General features: G+C 60.1%; 17 protein-coding genes. 7 read left to right on the forward strand and 10 right to left on the reverse strand.

Annotation, left to right across the window (positions count from 1 at the left end; genetic code table 11):
* Positions 1-90 precede the first annotated feature (90 nt).
* Complete coding sequence (locus tag K5R88_RS18705; protein ID WP_008044773.1) at positions 91-1,269, forward strand: NAD(P)/FAD-dependent oxidoreductase; 1,179 nt, start codon at positions 91-93, stop codon at positions 1,267-1,269.
* A 240-nt stretch (positions 1,270-1,509) separates the two neighbouring features.
* Complete coding sequence (yccS, locus tag K5R88_RS18710; protein WP_207284855.1) at positions 1,510-3,693, forward strand: YccS family putative transporter; 2,184 nt, start codon at positions 1,510-1,512, stop codon at positions 3,691-3,693.
* Positions 3,694-3,825: 132 nt separating this feature from the next.
* Here yccS and K5R88_RS18715 read toward each other — a convergent pair whose 3' ends face one another.
* Positions 3,826-4,563, reverse strand: coding sequence for a substrate-binding periplasmic protein (locus K5R88_RS18715; protein WP_008033284.1), 738 nt, complete (start codon positions 4,561-4,563; stop codon positions 3,826-3,828).
* Positions 4,564-4,819: 256 nt separating this feature from the next.
* On the opposite strand from K5R88_RS18715, the gene K5R88_RS18720 reads away from it, so the two are divergent.
* Positions 4,820-5,272: a GNAT family N-acetyltransferase gene (locus K5R88_RS18720; RefSeq protein WP_192227571.1), complete on the forward strand. Its 453-nt coding sequence runs from the start codon at positions 4,820-4,822 to the stop codon at positions 5,270-5,272.
* Positions 5,273-5,370: 98 nt separating this feature from the next.
* On the opposite strand, the gene K5R88_RS18725 is transcribed toward K5R88_RS18720, so the two are convergent.
* From K5R88_RS18725 to K5R88_RS18735, 3 genes are read right to left on the reverse strand one after another with little or no spacing between them, the layout of a single operon-like run.
* Positions 5,371-5,667 carry a winged helix-turn-helix domain-containing protein gene (locus tag K5R88_RS18725; protein ID WP_008033286.1) on the reverse strand — a complete coding sequence of 99 codons (297 nt, stop codon included), beginning with the start codon at positions 5,665-5,667 and terminating at the stop codon, positions 5,371-5,373.
* Positions 5,668-5,682: 15 nt separating this feature from the next.
* Positions 5,683-6,174, reverse strand: a complete 492-nt coding sequence (locus K5R88_RS18730) for a YgjP-like metallopeptidase domain-containing protein (protein ID WP_032832888.1) — start codon at positions 6,172-6,174, stop codon at positions 5,683-5,685.
* Positions 6,175-6,220: 46 nt separating this feature from the next.
* A complete protein-coding gene (locus K5R88_RS18735) occupies positions 6,221-8,344 on the reverse strand; it encodes a putative bifunctional diguanylate cyclase/phosphodiesterase (RefSeq protein ID WP_008044752.1) in 2,124 nt (707 codons plus the stop codon).
* 321 nt (positions 8,345-8,665) lie between these two features.
* Between K5R88_RS18735 and K5R88_RS18740 the strand changes: the two genes are divergently transcribed.
* On the forward strand, positions 8,666-9,334 hold the full coding sequence (locus K5R88_RS18740; protein WP_226298180.1) for a polysaccharide lyase family 7 protein: 669 nt from the start codon (positions 8,666-8,668) through the stop codon (positions 9,332-9,334).
* Between the two features lie 182 nt (positions 9,335-9,516).
* On the opposite strand, the gene fba is transcribed toward K5R88_RS18740, so the two are convergent.
* From fba to tkt, 6 genes are all read right to left on the reverse strand, one after another.
* Positions 9,517-10,581, reverse strand: a complete 1,065-nt coding sequence (gene fba / locus K5R88_RS18745; RefSeq protein WP_224542065.1) for a class II fructose-bisphosphate aldolase — start codon at positions 10,579-10,581, stop codon at positions 9,517-9,519.
* 235 nt (positions 10,582-10,816) lie between these two features.
* A complete protein-coding gene (locus K5R88_RS18750; RefSeq protein ID WP_008045002.1) occupies positions 10,817-11,149 on the reverse strand; it encodes an MliC family protein in 333 nt (110 codons plus the stop codon).
* Between the two features lie 56 nt (positions 11,150-11,205).
* Complete coding sequence (locus K5R88_RS18755; protein WP_008033291.1) at positions 11,206-11,427, reverse strand: hypothetical protein; 222 nt, start codon at positions 11,425-11,427, stop codon at positions 11,206-11,208.
* Between the two features lie 34 nt (positions 11,428-11,461).
* Complete coding sequence (locus K5R88_RS18760; RefSeq protein ID WP_226298181.1) at positions 11,462-12,625, reverse strand: phosphoglycerate kinase; 1,164 nt, start codon at positions 12,623-12,625, stop codon at positions 11,462-11,464.
* 12 nt (positions 12,626-12,637) lie between these two features.
* Positions 12,638-13,690 carry an erythrose-4-phosphate dehydrogenase gene (epd, locus tag K5R88_RS18765; RefSeq protein ID WP_008033294.1) on the reverse strand — a complete coding sequence of 351 codons (1,053 nt, stop codon included), beginning with the start codon at positions 13,688-13,690 and terminating at the stop codon, positions 12,638-12,640.
* 183 nt (positions 13,691-13,873) lie between these two features.
* Complete coding sequence (tkt, locus tag K5R88_RS18770; RefSeq protein WP_008033295.1) at positions 13,874-15,871, reverse strand: transketolase; 1,998 nt, start codon at positions 15,869-15,871, stop codon at positions 13,874-13,876.
* Between the two features lie 260 nt (positions 15,872-16,131).
* On the opposite strand from tkt, the gene K5R88_RS18775 reads away from it, so the two are divergent.
* The 3 genes from K5R88_RS18775 to ligB all read left to right on the forward strand — a co-directional run bounded on the left by K5R88_RS18775 (position 16,132) and on the right by ligB (position 20,266).
* Complete coding sequence (locus K5R88_RS18775; protein ID WP_008033297.1) at positions 16,132-17,127, forward strand: ArsR/SmtB family transcription factor; 996 nt, start codon at positions 16,132-16,134, stop codon at positions 17,125-17,127.
* An 18-nt stretch (positions 17,128-17,145) separates the two neighbouring features.
* Positions 17,146-18,336: a methionine adenosyltransferase gene (gene metK, locus K5R88_RS18780; RefSeq protein ID WP_008033298.1), complete on the forward strand. Its 1,191-nt coding sequence runs from the start codon at positions 17,146-17,148 to the stop codon at positions 18,334-18,336.
* A 256-nt stretch (positions 18,337-18,592) separates the two neighbouring features.
* The gene (gene ligB, locus K5R88_RS18785) at positions 18,593-20,266 is read left to right on the forward strand and encodes an NAD-dependent DNA ligase LigB (RefSeq protein ID WP_226298182.1); all 1,674 of its coding nucleotides are present in this window, start codon (positions 18,593-18,595) and stop codon (positions 20,264-20,266) included.
* Positions 20,267-20,348 lie beyond the last annotated feature (82 nt).

A 20,348-nucleotide genomic window follows, 5' to 3' on the forward strand; every position in this document is an offset into this window, starting at 1 on the left:
AACAACATCTATGTTGAATGTGCAGACCTCATCGCGAGCAGGCTCGCTCCCACAGTTAGTTTTGTGGTGAGACAACTGGAGGACACCGTTTTGCGCTCTACCGAAGTCGTGATCATTGGCGCTGGCGCCGCAGGGTTGATGTGTGCGCTGACCGCCGCCGGGCGCGGGCGCAAGGTGATGTTGCTCGACCACGCGAACAAGGCCGGCAAGAAAATCCTGATGTCGGGCGGTGGCCGCTGCAATTTCACCAACATGTACACCGAACCGGGCAATTTCCTCTCGCAGAACGAACACTTCTGCAAATCCGCACTGGCGCGCTACACGCAGTGGGATTTCATCGGCATGGTCGCCAAGCACGGCGTGCCGTACCACGAGAAGAAACTCGGCCAGTTGTTCTGCGATAACAAATCCAGCGACATCCTCGAAATGCTGCTCAACGAGTGCGATCAGGTTGGCGTCAGCCTGCACCTGGACACGTCGATCCAGACCATCGAGAAGCTGGAAAGCGGCTATCTGCTGGACACCACACTGGGCCAGATCACCTGTGAATCGTTGGTGATCGCCACGGGCGGCCTGTCGATCCCGACCCTCGGCGCCACCGGCTTCGGTTACCAGGTCGCGAAGCAGTTTGGCCACGAACTGCTGCCGACCCGCGCCGGCCTGGTGCCTTTCACCATCACTGATCAGCTCAAAGAGCTTTGCACCGAACTGTCCGGTACGTCGGTGGATTGCCTGGTGAGCTGCAACGATCAGAGCTTTCGCGAGAACATCCTGTTTACCCATCGCGGCCTCAGCGGTCCGGCAATTTTGCAGATTTCCTCGTTCTGGGAATCCGGCGACCCGGTAGAGATCAACCTGATGCCGGATCACGATGTGCCGAGCTGGCTGCAACAGCAGCAGGCCGAACGTCCCAACAGCGAGTTGAAAACCCTGCTCGGCGAAATCTTCACCAAGAAGATGGCCAACCTGCTGGCGGACAACTGGTTCGTCTCCAAACCGATGAAGCAATACACCCACGCGGAAATTGCCGACATCGCCGAGAAGCTGGCGAGCTGGAAAGTGGTGCCGGCCGGGACCGAAGGCTACCGCACGGCCGAAGTGACCTTGGGCGGTGTCGACACCAACGAAGTCTCGTCCAAGACCATGGAATCGCTGAAAAGCCCTGGGCTGTATTTCATCGGCGAAGTGCTCGACGTGACCGGGCATCTGGGCGGTTTCAACTTCCAGTGGGCGTGGGCCTCCGGGTACGCCGCAGCGCAATTCGTCTGACGTACCGCGTTATCGTTCTTCGCGGGCAAGTCGGAACGCCGCCCGCTCGCTCCTACAGGTGATATGCCAGTTTTCAGGTGGCGCAAAACCTGTAGGAGCGAGGCTTGCCCGCGAAGGCGTCCCGACAGACGACATAGAACTTAAGGAACAGATTTTGCTGTCAGATGTGATCGGCGCCATTGCGTCGGCGTCATTACTGGCTCAATTTAGCGTCATTGCCTCGGAAGGCCCTCGCACTTCATGCCATCGACCCCTTTTCGTCAGTCCCTGCGTCGCCTCTGGGCGCTGGATAAATTCAGTTACAGCGTGCGGGTGTTCATCGCCCTGACCGGCAGCATGGCGCTGTGTTGGTATCAGGATGAAATGGGGCTGCTGATCCCGTTGTTCCTGGGGATCATCGCCAGCGCCCTGGCCGAAACCGACGACAGCTGGCAGGGCCGCCTCAATTCGCTGGCCGTAACGCTGGTTTGCTTCATCGTCGCGGCCCTGTCCGTCGAACTGCTCTTCCCCTACCCCGTCCTGTTCATCATCGCTTTCGCATTGGCCGCTTTTTGCCTGACCATGCTCGGCGCGCTCGGCGAACGTTATGGCGCGATTGCCTCGGCGACGTTGATTCTGTCGGTCTACACCATGATCGGCGTGGACCAGCGCGGCGGCGCAGTGACCGATTTCTGGCACGAACCGGTGCTGCTGGTGGCCGGCGCGGCCTGGTACGGTTTGCTTTCGGTGTTGTGGCAGGCGATGTTTTCCAACCAGCCGGTGCAACAGAGCCTGGCGCGGTTGTTCCGCGAACTGGGCTTTTACCTGAAGCTGAAATCGTCGCTGTTCGAGCCGATCCGACAGATGGACGTGGAAGCGCGCCGACTGGAACTGGCCCAGCAGAACGGTCGGGTCGTGGCAGCCCTGAACGCTGCCAAGGAAATCATTCTGCACCGGGTCGGCAACGGTCGACCGGGCTCGAAAGTCAGCCGCTACCTGAAGCTCTACTTCCTCGCTCAGGACATCCACGAGCGCGCCAGCTCCTCGCACTATCCGTACAACGCGCTGGCCGACGCCTTTTTCCACAGCGACGTGCTGTTCCGCTGTCAGCGCCTGCTGCGCCAACAGGGCAAGGCTTGCCGAGCGCTGGCGGAATCGATCCAGATGCGTCAGCCATTCATCTATGACGCCAGCTTTGCCGAAGCCCTCAGCGACCTGCATGCGTCCCTTGAACACCTGCGTGTCCAGAGCAACCCGGCCTGGCGCGGACTGCTGCGCTCCTTGCGCGCCCTGGCCGCCAACCTCGGCACCCTCGACCGTTTGCTCAGCGATGCGAGCAACCCCGACGCCCTCGCTGACGCCACCGACAGCAGCCTGCTCGACCGTTCGCCACGCAGCCTCAAGGATGTGTGGATTCGCTTGCGCACGCAGCTGACGCCGACCTCGCTGCTGTTCCGCCATGCCCTGCGTTTGCCCCTGGCATTGAGCATCGGCTACGGCATGGTGCATTTGATTCACCCGTCGCAGGGTTACTGGATCATCCTCACCACGCTGTTCGTCTGCCAACCGAACTACGGCGCGACCCGCCGCAAGCTCGGTCAGCGGATCATCGGCACCGCCATCGGCCTGACCGTGGCGTGGGCGCTGTTCGATCTGTTCCCGAACCCGCTGATCCAGTCGTGCTTCGCCATCGCCGCCGGCGTGGTGTTCTTTATCAACCGCACCACCCGTTACACCCTGGCCACGGCCGCGATCACGCTGATGGTGCTGTTCTGCTTCAACCAGGTCGGCGACGGTTACGGCCTGTTCCTGCCGCGACTGTTCGATACCTTGCTCGGCAGCCTGATTGCCGGCCTGGCGGTGTTCCTGTTCCTGCCGGACTGGCAGGGCCGACGCTTGAACAAAGTGCTGGCCAACACCCTCACCTGCAACAGCATTTACCTGCGCCAGATCATGCAGCAATACGCCGCCGGCAAGAGCGACGACCTGGCTTATCGCCTGGCCCGGCGCAACGCGCACAACGCCGATGCGGCGCTCTCGACGACGCTCGCCAACATGCTGATGGAGCCGGGGCATTTTCGTAAGGAAGCGGATGTCGGGTTCCGTTTCCTGGTGTTGTCGCACACCTTGCTCAGCTATTTGTCAGGACTGGGTGCGCACCGTGAAACCCAACTGCCGACGGACGTGCGCGAGCAATTGATCGAAGGGGCCGGCGTGAAACTGGCGGCGAGCATCGATGAAATCGCTCAAGGGTTGGCGAGCAAACTGCCGATTGCGATTCAGAGTGATGAGGAAGAGGCACTGGCCAATGAGCTGGAACAGATGCCGGATGAAATCGATGAAGGGCAGCGATTGGTGCAGACGCAGTTGGCGTTGATCTGCCGGCAGCTGGGGCCGTTACGGACGTTGGCGGCGCATTTGATCAAGGACACCGGCGAGGATTGAGATTTGTGGTGACCCAGCGGGCGCCTTCGCGGGCAAGCCTCGCTCCTACAAGTATCGCCGCGAATCCTGTAGGAGCGAGCGGTGCGGCGATCCGACTTGCCCGCGAAGGGGTCATCAGCCATCCCGCAAAAACTACATCCCGTGCTGCTTCATCAACTGCTCATAACTGCCATCCGCTTTCATCTCCGCAATCTCACGGTCGAAACTGGCCACGATCTCTTCGTGGTGCGGATTTTTCAGGCTGACCAGAATGTGCAGGCTGTTCTCGCTCAACGGCTTGGGCAGGAACTCCACGGCATTGCGCACCTTGGCGGACTCCCGGGCCAGGTAATAACGCGCGACGTATTCGTCTTCCAGCGTCAGCTTGACCCGATCGGCAGCGACCATGCGCACGGCCATGGCGAAGCTGTGCACCGGGACCTTCTGTAGCGAGGCGTCCTCATCGAACGCCGGTGAATAGGCGTAACCGCGTACCACTGCAATCGGGTAGGTGTGCAGTTGCTGCAGGTTGTTGTATTCGATCGGTGCGTCCTTGCGCTTGAGAAAGCGCACGCGGTTGAGCAGGTACTCGCCGGAAAACCGGCCGAGCCTGGTGCGCTCTTCGGTATACCAGGCGTTCACCAGCACATCGTAACGGCCTTCGCCCACACCCATCAGGGCACGTGCCCAGGGCACCTGTTCAAAGTCACTGGCATAGCCGGCTCGCGCCAGCGCGGTGCTGACAATGTCCGTCGCCAGGCCGCCATTGAGCAGCGTCGCATCAGTAAAGGGTGGCCAGGCATCGGCTACCAGTCGCAGCTTTTCCGCTGCCGCGCTCTGAGTCAGCAACAGCAATCCGATCAAGGCCAAAGCTCGATGCAATCGCGGCATGCTCGAAAATCCTTAGCGGGCGGCTGCCCGACGTGTTTTCAGCCAAAACTCCAAGGCCCCGTAACGGCGAAACCCAGGTACCAACATTAGCTCATCGAAGCCACTGCACAGCGCTTCAGCCCAGATTACACAAAGAAGACAACGCCGCGCGAATTGAATGATGGCATTTTGGCCTTTGTCACAGATTTCTCTGCCATAAAGACATCTTTCGCCCAGGCGATTAGTATCGGAGCGACTAGGTCAACGGAATGTGAAGATGACAATCGATTGGATCTGCAAGCACCACAGTGATCTGGGCAAAGAGCAGCTGTACGCCATTCTGCAGCTGCGCTCAGAGGTTTTCGTTGTGGAGCAGAAATGCGTCTATCAGGACGTGGACGGCCAGGATCTGGAGGGTGACACCTGCCACTTGATGGCCTGGGAAGGCGATCGGCTGGTGGCGTACCTGCGTTTGCTCGACCCGGAGCTACAGGGCGGCGACGTGGTGATCGGCCGGGTGCTTACCGCCCCGCAGGCGCGCGGCAAAGGGTTGGGTCATGAGCTGATCGCCCTGGCGTTGAAGCAGGCTGCGAAGCGTTGGCCTGATGTGCCGGTTTATCTGTCGGCGCAGGCGCATTTGCAGGGGTATTACGGACGGTACGGGTTTGTCGTGGCGGGTGAGGAATACGTGGAAGATGGCATTCCGCATATCGGGATGCGTCGTTCTTGAGGGCCTCTTCGCGGGCAAGCCTCGCTCCTACACAGACTTCACTGTTTCTGTAGGAGCGAGGCTTGCCCGCGAAGGCGCCAGGTCAAACACCGCAGGAGCTAGGGATATTCCAACACCGCTTTAATCTGCCGCAGATTCCGCTCGATCCACCCCCGATCAATCGCTCCCCACTCGCGAATCCGATAACGCCCCGCATGGTTGCGCGCGCCCTCTTCCTGCTCGAACTCGCAAACGATATCCAGATCCGCCAACGCCGCAATGGTGTCCTGCGCCGTGCGCCGGGGCATGCCGGTCACGTCGGTCAATGCCGGGACGCTGCTGGCCAGCCCACTGTCGATCAGGTACGCCACGTATAAACGGCGATAGAAGCTGCTCTTGGTCTTGCTCACGTCCATCCACACACTCCTTGGCTACTGCATTTCCCGCCACGTCAGGTACACCCGCAAATCGAATTCGACCTGGTGATACCCCGGCAACATGTGTTCGCACAGCTTGTAGAACGCCTTGTTGTGATCCGATTCCTTGAAGTGCGCCAGCTCATGCACCACGATCATCTTCAGGAACTCGCAAGGCGCCTCCTTGAACAGCGAGGCCACGCGAATTTCTTTCTTGGCCTTGAGTTTTCCGCCCTGCACCCGCGAGATCGTGGTGTGCAGGCCGAGGGCGCGATGGGTCAGGTCCAGACGGTTGTCGAACAACACTTTATCGATGGCCGGGGCGTTACGCAGGTATTCCTGCTTGAGGTCCAGGGCATAGGCATACAGCGCCTTGTCACTCTGCACGTCGTGCTTTTGCGGGTAGCGTTTGTCCAGGTAGTCGCCCAGCCGACCTTCGGTGATCAGCCAGCGCACCTGGTCCTGCAACTCTACGGGATAGGCCTGAAGGTATTTCAACGCGGTCATCGGGATAGGCAACATCAATTACTGAAAGGCCGCCAGTGTAGCGAATTCAGTCGATCAACGTGCTCCAGTCGAACGGCCGCACAAAGTCGCCGACGTCTTCGGCCATCATCGGCCGCGCCACCAGGAAACCTTGCACGTACTCGCAACCATTGGCTTGCAGCCATTCATATTGCGCGACGGTTTCCACGCCTTCGGCGATCACCAGCATCCCGTACTGCTTGCACAGGTCGATCACATTGCGCACCAACGCCGCATCCCGCGAGGAGTCCGGCAACCGGGCGATCACATGCCGGTCAAGCTTGAGCGTGTCCAGCTCCAGATCCCGCAGATGCGACAACGAGCACGGCCCGGAGCCGAAATCATCCAGCGCCACCCGCACCCCCAGATTGCGCAGCAGCCGCAGTTGTTTACGGGTTTCATCGGGGTTGTGCATCAAGGCCTCTTCCGTGACCTCGACCTCCAGATGCCGCGCCTGCAAGCCATGGCGCTCCAGCACCTGACGCAACTCGGTGACCAGGTTAGGCATACCGAACTGTGTACTGCTCAAGCTGACGCCCAGCACCAAGTCTTCGGCAAACAAGGTTTCCCAGGCTTTGCGTTGCCCGGCGCCGCGATGATAAATCCAGCTGCCCAGACGACTGATCAACCGAGCCTCTTCCAGCAACGGCAAAAACAGCCCCGGCGGCACATCGCCGACGCTCGGATGCTGCCAGCGCAGCAGGGCTTCGAACCCGCGAATCTGCCCTCCGGCAATGGCCACCTGCGGTTGATACACCAGATTGAAATCGCGGTTTTCGATGGCGGTGCGCACACTTTCTTCGAGCATCAACCGTGAGCGCGCGCGACCGTTCATGTCATGGTCATAGAAGCGATATTGCTGACGCCCGGCACGCTTGGCTTCGTACATGGCGATGTCGGACGCTCGCAGCAAACCATCGAGATTGGCCCCGCAATCCGGATACGTGGCGATGCCGATGCTGGCGCCGAGGGCGATATCCAGCCCATCGATCTGCTGACAGATCGACACCCGCTCAATCAGCTTCTCGGCAATCTTGGCCGCTTGCTCGGGGAACTCCAGATCGAGCAGCGCCGTGAATTCATCGCCGCCCATGCGCGCCAGAATGTCGAAGGGTCGCAAGCAAGCCTTCAATTGTTCGGACACCCAGCGCAACACGCGGTCGCCGGCATCGTGACCAAGGGAATCGTTGACCCGTTTAAAACCGTCGAGGTCGAGGTACAGCAACACCCAGGCGCTGTCGTTACGCTCACCGCGCAGCAGCAGATTTTCCACGGTCTGATAGAAACCACGGCGATTGAGCAGGCCGGTCAACGGGTCGGTCACCGCCTGAAACTCCAGCTGCTGATGCAGATGACGCACCACCGACATGTCGAGCACCGTCACCACCATCGCGTGTTGCTCGGTTGGTAATGGCGCGCATGAAAGTGCGACAGGCACCTGCTGGCCCGGCGCCGTACGCAATAGCGCATCGTGCAGGCGCAGGGTTTCGCCGCGCTTGTAACCGGCCAGCAGTTCGGAATCGGCCCAGACCGGAATATGCGGCTTTTGCAGGTAATCCAGAAACTCTTTGCCTTGCAGGTCTTGCACCGTGGCGTTGAGCAGTCGTGACATCGCCGGGTTGGCAAAGCGAATCAGACCGTCCTCGCCGACCACCAGGATGCCTTCGGCGGCGTTGTCCAGCACCGAGGCGTTGAAGGCGCGCGCGACCTCCAGATCGTGGCTCAGGCGCTGCAACGCCCGGCGATTGCGCTGATGCTCCAGCAGCGCCTGGACTTTGGGCTTGAGAATCTGCGGGTCGAACGGTTTGAACAGGTAATCCACCGCTCCACTGGCGTAGCCCTTGATCACGGCATCCTGGGACTGTTCGTTGGCGGTGAGGAAAATGATCGGCGTGAGACGGGTGCGCTGACTGCCGCGCATCAGGCGCGCCACTTCAAAACCGTCCATGCCCGGCATCTGCACATCCAGCAGCACCAGGTCGATATCGTGTTCGAGCAGAAGGCCGAGGGCTTCGAAACCGGAGGCAGCAGTAATGACCTGCCAGTCCTGGCGCTGCAGCAACGCGCGCATGCTGATCAGGTTTTCAGGGTAATCATCGACGATTAAAAGGGTTGAGCTGCCTTCGGCTGGCGTGGGTTGCGCGCATTCCATGCTGCTTCTCTATGTCGGGGCGTCAGGCCGGTTTCTCGTGAAAACCGGACAAATATTACGTCTTCACTCTAGACCGGGATTCGCGAAAGCAGAAGATATCAGTACGCCATCATTTAACTAAAGGGTTCATTGCCCGACTAACGGTCGCCTCTACAGCCCGCTAAAACCGGGAAAGATGGCCTTTTAACAGGGTTTTGACGTCATCCATTTGTCAGACAGACGTTAACAAAATAGCCTTCTACGCTTATAAAGACCGCCCCCAAAGGCGCGTGCTAGAGCTTCTGGTACGTCCGTGCCGCAAAATTCGTGGAAGCTTTGCCTATGATCGATCTCGCATCCTGGAACCTCAGCGTTCCCGTCGGTAACCCGCCGTACACCGTTGAAACGGCCAAACTGGTGAATGGGTTCAAGGATCAATACTTCCACTCCGACACCGGCACCCTGTTTTTCTGGGCCCCGGTAACCGGCACAAAAACCGAAAACGCAAAATATCCGCGCACCGAACTACGGGAAACCTACAGCAACGGCACCCTGAAAAACTGGTACTACCCGGACGCCGACAACTCCCTGCGCGCCACCCTGGCGGTGAACCAGGTGCCGAGCTCCGGCAAAATCGTCATCGGCCAGATCCACGCCTACGAAAGCCAGAAACCCATGGTGAAGGTCGAGTATCAGTACAAGACCACCACCAAGACCGGCAACATCGTCGCCAAAGTGCGCATGCACCCCGATGACGACGTAGGCCGGGTAATCACCATCGCCACCGGCGTGAAGCTGGATCAGGAGTTCTCCTACCTCATCCACCTCAGCCCTGGCGGTGCGCTGGGCATCAGTGCCGCGGGTTATCAGTGGGACACCAACATCAGCGCCACGTGGCGGGTCAAACCCCTGTACTTCAAGGCCGGGGTCTATGTGCAGGACAACACCGGGTACACCAGTGAAGGCGGTAAAGTGACATTTAGCAAACTGGATATTGATCACGATAAGTGATGTGAATCACGGCAGAACCTGTGGGAGCGAGCCTGCTCGCGATGGCGGAGTGTCATTCAACGTTGACACCCCGCCATCGCGAGCAGGCTCACTCCTACAATGACCGCATTCAACCAAGAGTCATCGCCCATAAAAAAACCCGCCTCTCGGCGGGTTTTTTGTGCAACTCAAACGCTGAAGGCTTAGTTAACCTTGGCGTTCAACTCACCTTTCAGATAACGCTGATACATGCCTTCCAGCGAAATCGCTTTGATCTTCGAAGCGTTGCCGGCAGTGCCGAAGGCTTCGTAGCGAGCGATACACACATCACGCATCGCAGTCACGGTCGCGCCGAAGAACTTACGCGGGTCGAATTCGCTCGGGTTGGTGGCCATCAGGCGACGCATCGCACCGGTGGATGCCAGGCGCAGGTCGGTGTCGATGTTGACCTTACGCACGCCGTACTTGATGCCTTCAACAATCTCTTCAACCGGCACGCCGTAGGTTTCTTTGATGTCGCCGCCGTACTGGTTGATGATCGCCAGCCACTCTTGCGGAACCGAAGACGAACCGTGCATCACCAGGTGGGTGTTCGGGATGCGTTTGTGGATTTCTTTGATGCGGTCGATGGCCAGTACGTCGCCGGTAGGCGGCTTGGTGAACTTGTACGCGCCGTGGCTGGTGCCGATGGCGATGGCCAGGGCGTCAACTTGAGTGCGTTTGACGAAGTCGGCAGCTTCTTCCGGGTCGGTCAGCATCTGGCTGTGATCCAGAACGCCTTCAGCGCCGATGCCGTCTTCTTCACCGGCCATGCCGGTTTCCAGCGAACCCAGGCAGCCCAGCTCGCCTTCTACCGAAACGCCACAGGCGTGAGCCATGGCGACGGTTTGTTGGGTAACACGGACGTTGTAGTCGTAGTCGGTCGGCGTCTTGCCGTCTTCGCCCAGGGAGCCGTCCATCATCACCGAGCTGAAGCCCAGTTGAATGGAGCGCTGGCAGACGTCAGGGCTGGTGCCGTGGTCCTGGTGCATGCACACCGGGATGTGCGGGAATTCTTCGATTGCCGCCAGGATCAGGTGACGCAGGAACGGTGCGCCGGCGTATTTGCGAGCACCGGCCGACGCCTGGACGATCACCGGGGAGTCAGTCTTGTCAGCGGCTTCCATGATGGCGCGCATCTGCTCAAGGTTGTTGACGTTGAAGGCTGGAACGCCGTAGCCGAACTCGGCTGCGTGGTCCAGCATCTGGCGCATGCTGATAAGTGCCATTGTGTGTGTCTCTCCCGGTTTGGGTCGTTAATCGTGCCAGCCTGCCGGAGCGGCGGCGGCTATTCAAGTTATTGCAGATCGGGGGTTAATCCAGTCCGCTCATTCGGTATTACGCAGAAACCCTGTAGGAGCGAAGCTTGCTCGCGAAAGCGGTTTAACTGACACCACATGCGTTGAATGTGGCGCCCTCTTCGCGAGCAAGCTTCGCTCCTACAGGCTTGGCACAAGCCTTCAATTACTCGGCTTTACAACCGCGGCCGATCAAATCGTTGGTGGCGACCCAGTAAACCAGGCCTTCCTCACCTTTTATGTGAAACGCCAGCATGTCGTTGCTGTACAGCGAACCTTCGGCGCCCGGCTCAAGCTTCAGGCGATAGACCTGATCGGCCCCGCCGAGGCGCACATCGACGGCCTTGTGGCTGTCGTCAGTGTAGCGCCAGACCACTTTGGCCTGGCTGTCGCAGGTCCAGGTGGCCCAGCTGTCCGTCGATTGGGCCGGCTTGAACAGGTCAAAATTCGAGCAACCTGCCAGCAGCACCAGCGCCGTAATGGCGATAAAACCTTTCATCCGTGTTCCTCGACTGACGGCGCACGCTGCCAGCCCTGAGTAAGGAGTCAGACCCGTCAAGGACAACCATGTTCCTTGGCGGGGGTCTGTGTTTCGTATTTGTCCAGGCCATCAGGCCCGGAACGCTTGTTGAGCACCGGGTTGGTTTCCGCTTGCCAGTCAGCCTGGTAGCAGCTTTTTTGTACCGATTGCGGCGCAGGTTCCGGTGCGGCCTTCGGGTTACTCCCGCAAGCCGCCAGTGAACCGGCGACGATCAACAGCGCTAGCGTCTTGACCATCTGAACACTCCTTTGCCTGGTCAAATCAGCGACCTCAGGCCTTGGCCCGACTTTCCAGGACTTCTACGGCCGGCAACACTTTGCCTTCGACGAATTCGAGGAATGCGCCGCCGCCGGTAGAAATGTAGGAGATCTGATCCGCTACGCCATATTTATCAATGGCCGCCAGGGTGTCGCCGCCGCCCGCGATGGAGAACGCCGAGCTTTCGGCGATGGCCTGGGCCAACACTTTGGTGCCGTTACCGAACTGGTCGAATTCGAACACGCCGACCGGGCCGTTCCACAGGATGGTCTTGGACGACTTCAGCAGCTCGGCGAAATTCGCCGCGGTCTGTGGGCCGATGTCCAGGATCATGTCGTCTGCCGCCACGTCGGCGATCAGCTTGACGGTGGCGGTGGCGCTTTCAGCGAATTCCTTGGCGACCACCACATCGACCGGCAGCGGCACGCTGACTTTGGCGGCGATGGCGCGAGCGGTATCCAGCAGGTCCGGTTCGTACAGGGACTTGCCGACCGGGTGACCGGCTGCGGCCAGGAAGGTGTTGGCAATGCCGCCGCCGACGATCAGCTGGTCGCAGATCTGGCTCAGGCTATTCAACACGTCGAGTTTGGTCGATACCTTGGAGCCGGCAACGATGGCTGCCATTGGTTGAGCCGGAGCGCCCAGGGCTTTGCCCAGTGCGTCCAGTTCGGCGGCCAGCAACGGGCCCGCAGCCGCAACTTTGGCGAACTTGGCCACGCCGTGGGTCGAACCCTCGGCGCGGTGAGCGGTGCCGAAGGCGTCCATCACGAACACGTCGCACAGGGCGGCGTATTGCTGGGCCAGTTCGTCAGCGTTCTTTTTCTCGCCCTTGTTGAAGCGCACGTTTTCGAACAGCACGATGTCGCCGGCCTTGACGTCAACGCCGCCCAGGTAATCGGCAACCAGCGGCACTTCGCGGCCCAGGGCCTTGCTCAGGTAGTCAGCGACAGGCTTGAGGCTGTTCTCGGCCGAGAACTCGCCTTCAGTCGGACGGCCAAGGTGCGAGCAGACCATCACGGCCGCGCCTTTTTCCAGGGCCAGCTTGATGGTCGGCAGCGAGGCCAGGATTCGCGCATCGCTGGTGACAACACCGTCCTTGACTGGGACGTTGAGGTCTTCGCGGATCAATACGCGCTTACCTTGCAGATCGAGGTCGGACATCTTCAACACGGTCATGGGTCGCACTTCCTACGGTTTTTTTGAAGTTGCTGTTTGCAGATAGTGTTCTGCAACGTCCAGCATTCGGTTGGCAAAACCCCATTCGTTGTCGAACCAGGCCAGGATGTTCACCAGCCGTGGGCCGGAAACTCGGGTCTGACTGGCATCGACGATCGCCGAATGTGGGTCATGGTTGAAATCACAACTTGCGTGGGGCAGCTCGGTGTAGGCCAGCAGGCCTTTGAGCGGGCCGCTGGTGGCAGCCTCGCGCAGAATCCGGTTGACCTCGGTGGCGTCGGTATCGCTCACGGTCTGCATCGTAATGTCGAGGCAAGACACGTTCACCGTCGGCACCCGCACGGCTTTGGCCTGAATTCGCCCGGCAAGTTCCGGCAACAGGCGTTCGATGCCGCGCGCCAGACCAGTGGACACCGGAATCACCGACTGAAACGCCGAACGCGTACGGCGCAGGTCTTCGTGGTGATAGGCGTCGATCACCGGCTGATCGTTCATCGCCGAGTGGATGGTGGTGATCGACACGTATTCCAGGCCGATGGCCTGATCCAGCAGGCGCAACAGCGGCACGCCGCAGTTGGTGGTGCAAGATGCGTTGGACACCAGCAGCTCGTCGCCGGTCAGGCAATCCTGGTTCACGCCGTAGACGATGGTGGCGTCGACATCCGCCTCGCTGGCCATCGGCTGGGAAAACAGCACGCGTGGCGCGCCGGCGTCGAGAAAACGCTGGCCGTCTTCACGGGTGTGGTAAGCGCCGGAGCACTCCAGCACCAGATCGACGCCCAGGGACGCCCAATCGATGCCTTCGGGGGTGGCACTGCGCAGGACCTTCACGCAGTCGCCATTAATATGCAGACAATCGCCGTCGACCTTCACCTCGCCGGGAAAACGCCCGTGCGTGGAGTCGAAGCGTGTCAGGTATTCGATGCTGGCCATGTCCGCCAGATCGTTGATCGCGACAATTTCAAACCCGGCCGCCGAGCCTCGCTCAAACAACGCACGCAAGACGCAACGACCAATCCGGCCGTAGCCGTTGAGTGCAACTTTGTAGGGACGCGGTTGAGGCATGGGGGTTCTCGATGACGCTTGGGAATGTAGTCGCCAGGCCTGCCGTCTTCGCGGGCAAGCCTCGCTCCTACAGGTTTGCGATTGTTGAGGATCGGGATGACCCCAATTCTGCCAACAACGCTATCCCTTGTAGGAGCGAGGCTTGCCCGCGAAGGCGTCAGCCCCGATAACGCAACTTCTGGATCAGTCTTCCAGCAGCTCTTCAGCCTGACCCAGGATGTTTTCCAGGGTGAAGCCGAACTCTTCGAACAAGGCTGGCGCAGGCGCCGACTCGCCGTAGGTGGTCATGCCGATGACGCGACCTTCCAGGCCCACGTACTTGTACCAGTAGTCCGCGTGAGAGGCTTCGATGGCGATACGGGCGCTGACCTGCAACGGCAGGACCGATTGCTTGTAGTCGGCGTCCTGGGCATCGAACACGCTGGTGCACGGCATCGAAACGACGCGTACTTTACGACCCTGCTCGGTCAGCTTGTCATAAGCCTGAACCGCCAGGCCGACTTCGGAACCGGTGGCGATCAGGATCAGATCAGGCTCGCCTGCACAGTCCTTCAACACGTAACCGCCACGGGAGATCTCTTCGATCTGAATCGCGTTGCGGGTTTGGTGCTGCAGGTTCTGACGCGAGAAGATCAAGGCCGAAGGACCGTCCTTGCGCTCCAGTGCGCACTTCCAGCTCACCGCCGATTCCACGGCGTCGGCTGGACGCCAGGTGTCGAGGTTTGGCGTGCAGCGCAGGCTGGCCAGTTGCTCGATAGGCTGGTGAGTCGGGCCGTCTTCGCCCAGACCGATGGAGTCGTGGGTGTAGACGTGGATCACGCGCTGCTTCATCAAGGCCGACATGCGCACAGCGTTGCGGGCGTATTCCATGAACATCAGGAAGGTCGCGCCGTAAGGCACCAGGCCGCCGTGCAAGGCAACGCCGTTCATGATGGCGGTCATGCCGAACTCGCGTACGCCGTAGTACATGTAGTTGCCGCTGGCGTCTTCAGCCGTGACGCCTTTGCAGCCTTTCCACAGGGTCAGGTTGGAACCGGCCAGGTCAGCGGAGCCGCCGAGGAACTCAGGCAACAGCGGGCCGAATGCGTTGAGAGCGTTCTGGCTGGCTTTACGGCTGGCGATGGTTTCGCCTTTGGCAGCGACTTCAGCGATATAAGCATCGGCTTTTTCGGTGAAGTCGGCCGGCAGATCACCGCTCAGACGACGAATCAGTTCGTTCGCTTCGGTCGGGAAAGCGGCGGAGTAGGCAGCGAAACGCTGGTCCCACTCGGCTTCGGCAGCGCGGCCGGCTTCCTTGGCGTCCCACTCGGCGTAGATGTCGGCCGGGATTTCGAACGGGCCGTGGTTCCACTTCAGCGCAGTACGGGTCAGTGCGATTTCCGCGTCACCCAATGGGGCGCCGTGGCAGTCTTCTTTACCTTGCTTGTTCGGCGAACCGAAACCGATGGTGGTCTTGCAGCAGATCAGGGTCGGCTGCGCGCTTTTGCGAGCGGTCTCGATGGCGATCTTGATCTCTTCAGGATCATGACCGTCGACGTTGCGGATCACCTGCCAGTTGTAGGCTTCGAAACGCTTCGGCGTGTCATCGGTGAACCAGCCTTCGACTTCGCCGTCGATGGAGATGCCGTTGTCATCGTAGAAGGCGATCAGCTTGCCCAGGCCCAAAGTACCGGCGAGCGAGCCGACTTCGTGGGAAATGCCTTCCATCATGCAGCCATCACCCAGGAACACATAGGTGTGGTGGTCAACGATGTTGTGGCCCGGACGGTTGAACTGCGCCGCCAGGACTTTTTCAGCCAGGGCAAAACCCACGGCGTTGGCCAGACCCTGGCCCAGTGGACCGGTGGTGGTTTCAACGCCCGGGGTGTAGCCGAGCTCCGGGTGACCCGGGGTGCGGCTGTGCAGTTGACGGAATTGCTTCAGGTCATCGATCGACAGGTCGTAACCGGTCAGGTGCAGCAGCGAGTAGATCAGCATCGAGCCGTGGCCGTTGGACAGCACGAAGCGGTCACGGTCGGCGAACGATGGATTGCTCGGGTTGTGCTTCAGGTAGTCACGCCAAAGTACTTCGGCGATATCCGCCATACCCATCGGGGCACCGGGATGGCCGCTGTTGGCTTTTTGCACGGCATCCATGCTGAGGGCACGAATGGCGTTGGCACGCTCACGACGGCTGGGCATCGCTGATCTCCTAGGGTTTGAATAAAACGAAACGGAAAAAAGGCGAGCATTTTCCCTCACAGGCATGCCTCGCGGCAATGACAGATAGTCATCTGAAGGCGTTTTTCCAATGGATAAAGACGGTTTCGGCTGGTGAAACCTTTCTGCTATTCGTTTGTAGAGTGGAACAAGTCATCAGAAGTGCCACCCATCGAGCAATATCAAAACTTTTTGATATTGCTCTTGCGGTACTTTCTGACCGTCACTAGACTGCTGGCCCTATGAATTTACGCGTGCCTTCCATTCAACATGACGAGTGCGATGAGCTGGCGGCCCTGTGCAAGGCCGGTGGCGATCCTCTGCGGCTGAATGTATTGCGCGCGCTGGCCAACGACTCGTTTGGCGTACTCGAACTGGCGCAGATCTTCGGTATTGGCCAGTCGGGCATGAGTCATCACCTCAAGGTACTGGCCCAGGCTGACCTGGTGGCAACGCGCCGTGAAGGCAACGCGATTTTCTACCGTCGCGCCCTGCCCCACACTGACCTGCTCGGCGGCAAGTTGCACGCCGCGCTGCTCGAAGAAGTGGACAACCTGACCCTGCCTGCCGATGTGCAGTCGCGGATCGGCCAGGTCCACGGGCAACGTGCAGCGGCCAGCCAGGATTTTTTCTCACGGGTCGCGGAGAAGTTTCGCGCCCAGCAAGACCTGATTGCCGGCCTGCCGCAGTACCGCGAAAGCGTGGTGGCCTTGCTCGACAAATTGAGCTTCAGCGAAGGCGCCACGGCCATTGAAGTCGGCCCTGGCGACGGTGCTTTTCTGCCGGAACTGGCGCGCCGTTTCACTCACGTCACCGCGCTGGACAACAGCCAGGCGATGCTCGAATTGGCGCGACAGGTCTGCGAACGTGAAACGCTGGCTAACGTCAGCCTGCAACTGGCCGATGCATTGAATGGCGTAAGCCTCAAGGCCGATTGCGTTGTACTGAACATGGTGCTGCACCACTTTGCCGCACCGGCCGATGCGCTCAAGCACATGGCCAAATTGCTGCAACCGGGCGGTAGCCTGCTTGTGACAGAGTTATGTAGCCACAACCAGAGTTGGGCCAGGGAGGCCTGCGGTGATCTCTGGTTGGGGTTTGAACAGGACGATCTGGCCCGTTGGGCCACCGCTGCGGGACTCGTTCCCGGGGAAAGCCTCTATGTAGGCTTACGTAATGGTTTCCAGATTCAGGTCCGCCACTTTCAGCGGCCAACTGGCGACACTCACCATCGGTAAATTCAGGAAAAAATCGAGATGAGCGAATACTCCCTCTTCACCTCCGAGTCCGTGTCTGAAGGGCATCCGGACAAAATCGCCGACCAGATTTCCGATGCGGTGCTGGACGCCATCATTGCTGAAGACAAGTTCGCCCGTGTGGCGTGCGAAACGCTGGTAAAAACCGGCGTGGCAATCATCGCAGGTGAAGTCACCACGTCGGCCTGGGTCGACCTGGAAGAAATCGTGCGTAACGTCATTCTGGACATCGGCTACAACAGCTCCGATGTCGGCTTCGACGGCGCCACTTGCGGTGTGATGAACATCATCGGCAAGCAGTCCCCTGACATCAACCAGGGTGTTGACCGTGCCAAGCCTGAAGATCAGGGCGCCGGCGACCAGGGCCTGATGTTCGGCTACGCCAGCAACGAAACCGACGTGCTGATGCCAGCACCGATCACCTTCTCGCATCAGCTGGTTCAGCGCCAGGCCGAAGCCCGTAAATCCGGCCTGCTGCCTTGGCTGCGCCCGGACGCCAAGTCGCAAGTGACTTGCCGTTACGAAGGCGGCAAGGTTGTCGGTATCGACGCCGTTGTACTGTCGACCCAGCACAACCCTGAAGTGTCGTACAAAGACCTGCGCGAAGGCGTGATGGAGCTGATCGTCAAGCACGTGCTGCCTGCCGAACTGCTGACCAAAGACACCCAGTTCCACATCAACCCGACTGGCCAGTTCATCATTGGCGGCCCAGTGGGTGACTGCGGTCTGACCGGTCGCAAGATCATCGTCGACAGCTACGGCGGCATGGCCCGTCACGGCGGCGGCGCGTTCTCCGGTAAAGATCCATCGAAGGTTGACCGTTCGGCGGCCTACGCCGGTCGTTACGTGGCAAAGAACATCGTCGCTGCCGGCCTGGCCGAGCGTTGCGAGATTCAGGTTTCCTACGCGATCGGTGTTGCCCAGCCGACTTCGATCTCGTTGAACACCTTCGGCACCGGCAAAATCAGCGACGACAAAATCGTCAAACTGGTTCGCGAAGTGTTCGACCTGCGTCCATACGCAATCACCACCATGCTTGACCTGCTGCACCCGATGTACCAGGAAACCGCAGCGTACGGCCACTTCGGTCGCACCCCGGCGACCAAGACCGTGGGCGAAGACACCTTCACCACGTTCACCTGGGAAAAAACCGACCGCGCCGACGACCTGCGTTCGGCTGCCGGCCTGTAAGACCTCCCCGGCGGTACCAAAAGCCCTGCACGGTTCGCCGTGCGGGGCTTTTTATTGTCTTGCCTTTGAGACCGAGTCGCTCCCATCGCCGGCAAGCCGGTCTCGCTCCTACATTGGAATGCATTTCCCTGTAGGAGCGAGCCTGCTCGCGAAGAGGCCAGCCCAGCCACCCGGAAACACCAGGCAAAACACCCACCGTCCCCGCCAGAAAATACTGACTAGCCTTCAAGCATCCCCCTGAGCAAGGACGCTCACGATGCTTCTGCGCCTGTTTTCTGTTTTCTTCCTGACCTTGGTCTGCTCGATATCAAAGGCAGCCGACTGCCCCGACTGGCTACCCGACAGGGCTCTGGACGAAATCACCACCCTGCAAAAACAGATCGACACCTGGGATGACAGTTATCACCGCCATGGCCGCTCGTTGGTCGCCGACGAACTTTACGATCAAGCCCTCGCTCGCCTCACCGAATGGCGCAGTTGCTTTGACTTGGGCCTGACGCCCGAACCATTACGCACGGCTGGCGGCAAAATTGCCCACCCCATTGCCCACACGGGCCTGGAAAAAGTGCGAGATGGTCGTGCAGCCGAAACCTGGATGCGCGATCGCAAGGACCTCTGGGTACAACCCAAAGTCGATGGTGTGGCGGTGACGCTGATCTACCGCAAGGGCGTACTGCACCAGGCAATCAGTCGCGGCGACGGAATAAACGGGCAAGACTGGACGGCCTCGGCGCGACTGATCCCCGCCATCCCCCGGCAACTGTCGCGCCCGCTGGACCTGCTGGTGCAAGGTGAACTCTATTGGCGACTGGTCGACCATGTACAAGTCAAGGCAGGAAGCCTCAATGCCCGCGCCACCGTGGCCGGTTTGATGGCGCGCAAGAAACTCAGCCCTGAGCAGGCCACCGGCATCGGCCTGTTTATCTGGGACTGGCCACAAGGCCCGGCCGGTTTGCCTGCTCGCATCGCCGCTCTGGATGAGCTGGGTTTGCCGAGCATCGCGCCTTACAGTCAGCCGGTACAGACATTTGCCGATACTGAACACTGGCGCAATTACTGGTACCGCTCACCCCTGCCCTTTGCCAGTGACGGTGTGGTCCTGCGCCAGAGCCAACGGCCTTCGGCCGAGCGCTGGCAGGCAAAAACACCGTACTGGGCGGTCGCCTGGAAATACCCCTTTGCCCAGGCGCTGGCCGAAGTACGCAAAGTCGACTTCAAGGTCGGTCGCACCGGACGGATCACCCCCGTGCTGGACTTGAAACCGGTGACGCTCGATGACCGGCAGATCAAGCGTGTCAGCGTCAGCTCACTGCGGCGCTGGGAGGAGCTGGACATCCGCCCCGGTGATCAGGTGTCCATCAGCCTCGCGGGGCTGACCATTCCCCGGCTCGACGGCGTCGTACTACGCGCCGCCGAACGCCCAGCCTTGAACGCGCCGCTGGCAGCGGACTTTCATCATTTGAGCTGCTGGCAACCGACGCCGGGCTGTGAAAGCCAGTTTCTCGCGCGACTGACCTGGCTCAGCGGCAAGCAAGGGTTGGCCATGCCTCATGTCGGCCCGGGAACGTGGGAGAAACTTTTCGAAACAGGCCACCTGAACGGCCTGCTGGATTGGTTGACCCTCGATGCTCAAGAGCTTGCTAACATTAACGGCTTCGGCGACCGCAGCAGTACTCGTCTACTAAACAGTTTCAACAGTGCCCGCCAACGCCCTTTTGCTCGCTGGCTCAAAGCCCTGGGTTTACCACCGACCGGCCAGGCAAACCTCGCCGACTCCTGGCAGGAACTGGCACAACGAAACACCGAACAATGGCAGGCCGAAGCCGGCATCGGCCCGGGACGCGCGGCGCAATTGAGTGCATTTTTCCGCGACCCGCAGGTCCTGGCCTTGAGCGACACATTACGTGCGGCGGGGATCGACGGTTTTTAGCAACCGCAGATACTCGCCCGCCCGGGAACCCAAAGAGGCCGACGAGCTCAAACGCCCATCGCCCTATCGACCCGATTGCACC

Origin of the sequence: Pseudomonas sp. MM213 (genome assembly GCF_020423045.1) — a bacterium.
In the GTDB taxonomy this organism is placed as follows: domain Bacteria; phylum Pseudomonadota; class Gammaproteobacteria; order Pseudomonadales; family Pseudomonadaceae; genus Aquipseudomonas; species Aquipseudomonas migulae.

What these genes read in the sequence shown, in the direction of transcription:
- yccS (WP_207284855.1), top strand. Translation starts at nt 1,510, where the DNA reads ATGCCATCGACCCCTTTTCGTCAGTCCCTGCGTCGCCTCTGGGCGCTG.
- K5R88_RS18715 (WP_008033284.1), bottom strand. Translation starts at nt 4,563, where the DNA reads ATGCCGCGATTGCATCGAGCTTTGGCCTTGATCGGATTGCTGTTGCTG.
- K5R88_RS18720 (WP_192227571.1), top strand. Translation starts at nt 4,820, where the DNA reads ATGACAATCGATTGGATCTGCAAGCACCACAGTGATCTGGGCAAAGAG.
- K5R88_RS18725 (WP_008033286.1), bottom strand. Translation starts at nt 5,667, where the DNA reads ATGGACGTGAGCAAGACCAAGAGCAGCTTCTATCGCCGTTTATACGTG.
- K5R88_RS18730 (WP_032832888.1), bottom strand. Translation starts at nt 6,174, where the DNA reads ATGACCGCGTTGAAATACCTTCAGGCCTATCCCGTAGAGTTGCAGGAC.
- K5R88_RS18735 (WP_008044752.1), bottom strand. Translation starts at nt 8,344, where the DNA reads ATGGAATGCGCGCAACCCACGCCAGCCGAAGGCAGCTCAACCCTTTTA.
- K5R88_RS18740 (WP_226298180.1), top strand. Translation starts at nt 8,666, where the DNA reads ATGATCGATCTCGCATCCTGGAACCTCAGCGTTCCCGTCGGTAACCCG.
- fba (WP_224542065.1), bottom strand. Translation starts at nt 10,581, where the DNA reads ATGGCACTTATCAGCATGCGCCAGATGCTGGACCACGCAGCCGAGTTC.
- K5R88_RS18750 (WP_008045002.1), bottom strand. Translation starts at nt 11,149, where the DNA reads ATGAAAGGTTTTATCGCCATTACGGCGCTGGTGCTGCTGGCAGGTTGC.
- K5R88_RS18755 (WP_008033291.1), bottom strand. Translation starts at nt 11,427, where the DNA reads ATGGTCAAGACGCTAGCGCTGTTGATCGTCGCCGGTTCACTGGCGGCT.
- K5R88_RS18760 (WP_226298181.1), bottom strand. Translation starts at nt 12,625, where the DNA reads ATGACCGTGTTGAAGATGTCCGACCTCGATCTGCAAGGTAAGCGCGTA.
- epd (WP_008033294.1), bottom strand. Translation starts at nt 13,690, where the DNA reads ATGCCTCAACCGCGTCCCTACAAAGTTGCACTCAACGGCTACGGCCGG.
- tkt (WP_008033295.1), bottom strand. Translation starts at nt 15,871, where the DNA reads ATGCCCAGCCGTCGTGAGCGTGCCAACGCCATTCGTGCCCTCAGCATG.
- K5R88_RS18775 (WP_008033297.1), top strand. Translation starts at nt 16,132, where the DNA reads ATGAATTTACGCGTGCCTTCCATTCAACATGACGAGTGCGATGAGCTG.
- metK (WP_008033298.1), top strand. Translation starts at nt 17,146, where the DNA reads ATGAGCGAATACTCCCTCTTCACCTCCGAGTCCGTGTCTGAAGGGCAT.
- ligB (WP_226298182.1), top strand. Translation starts at nt 18,593, where the DNA reads ATGCTTCTGCGCCTGTTTTCTGTTTTCTTCCTGACCTTGGTCTGCTCG.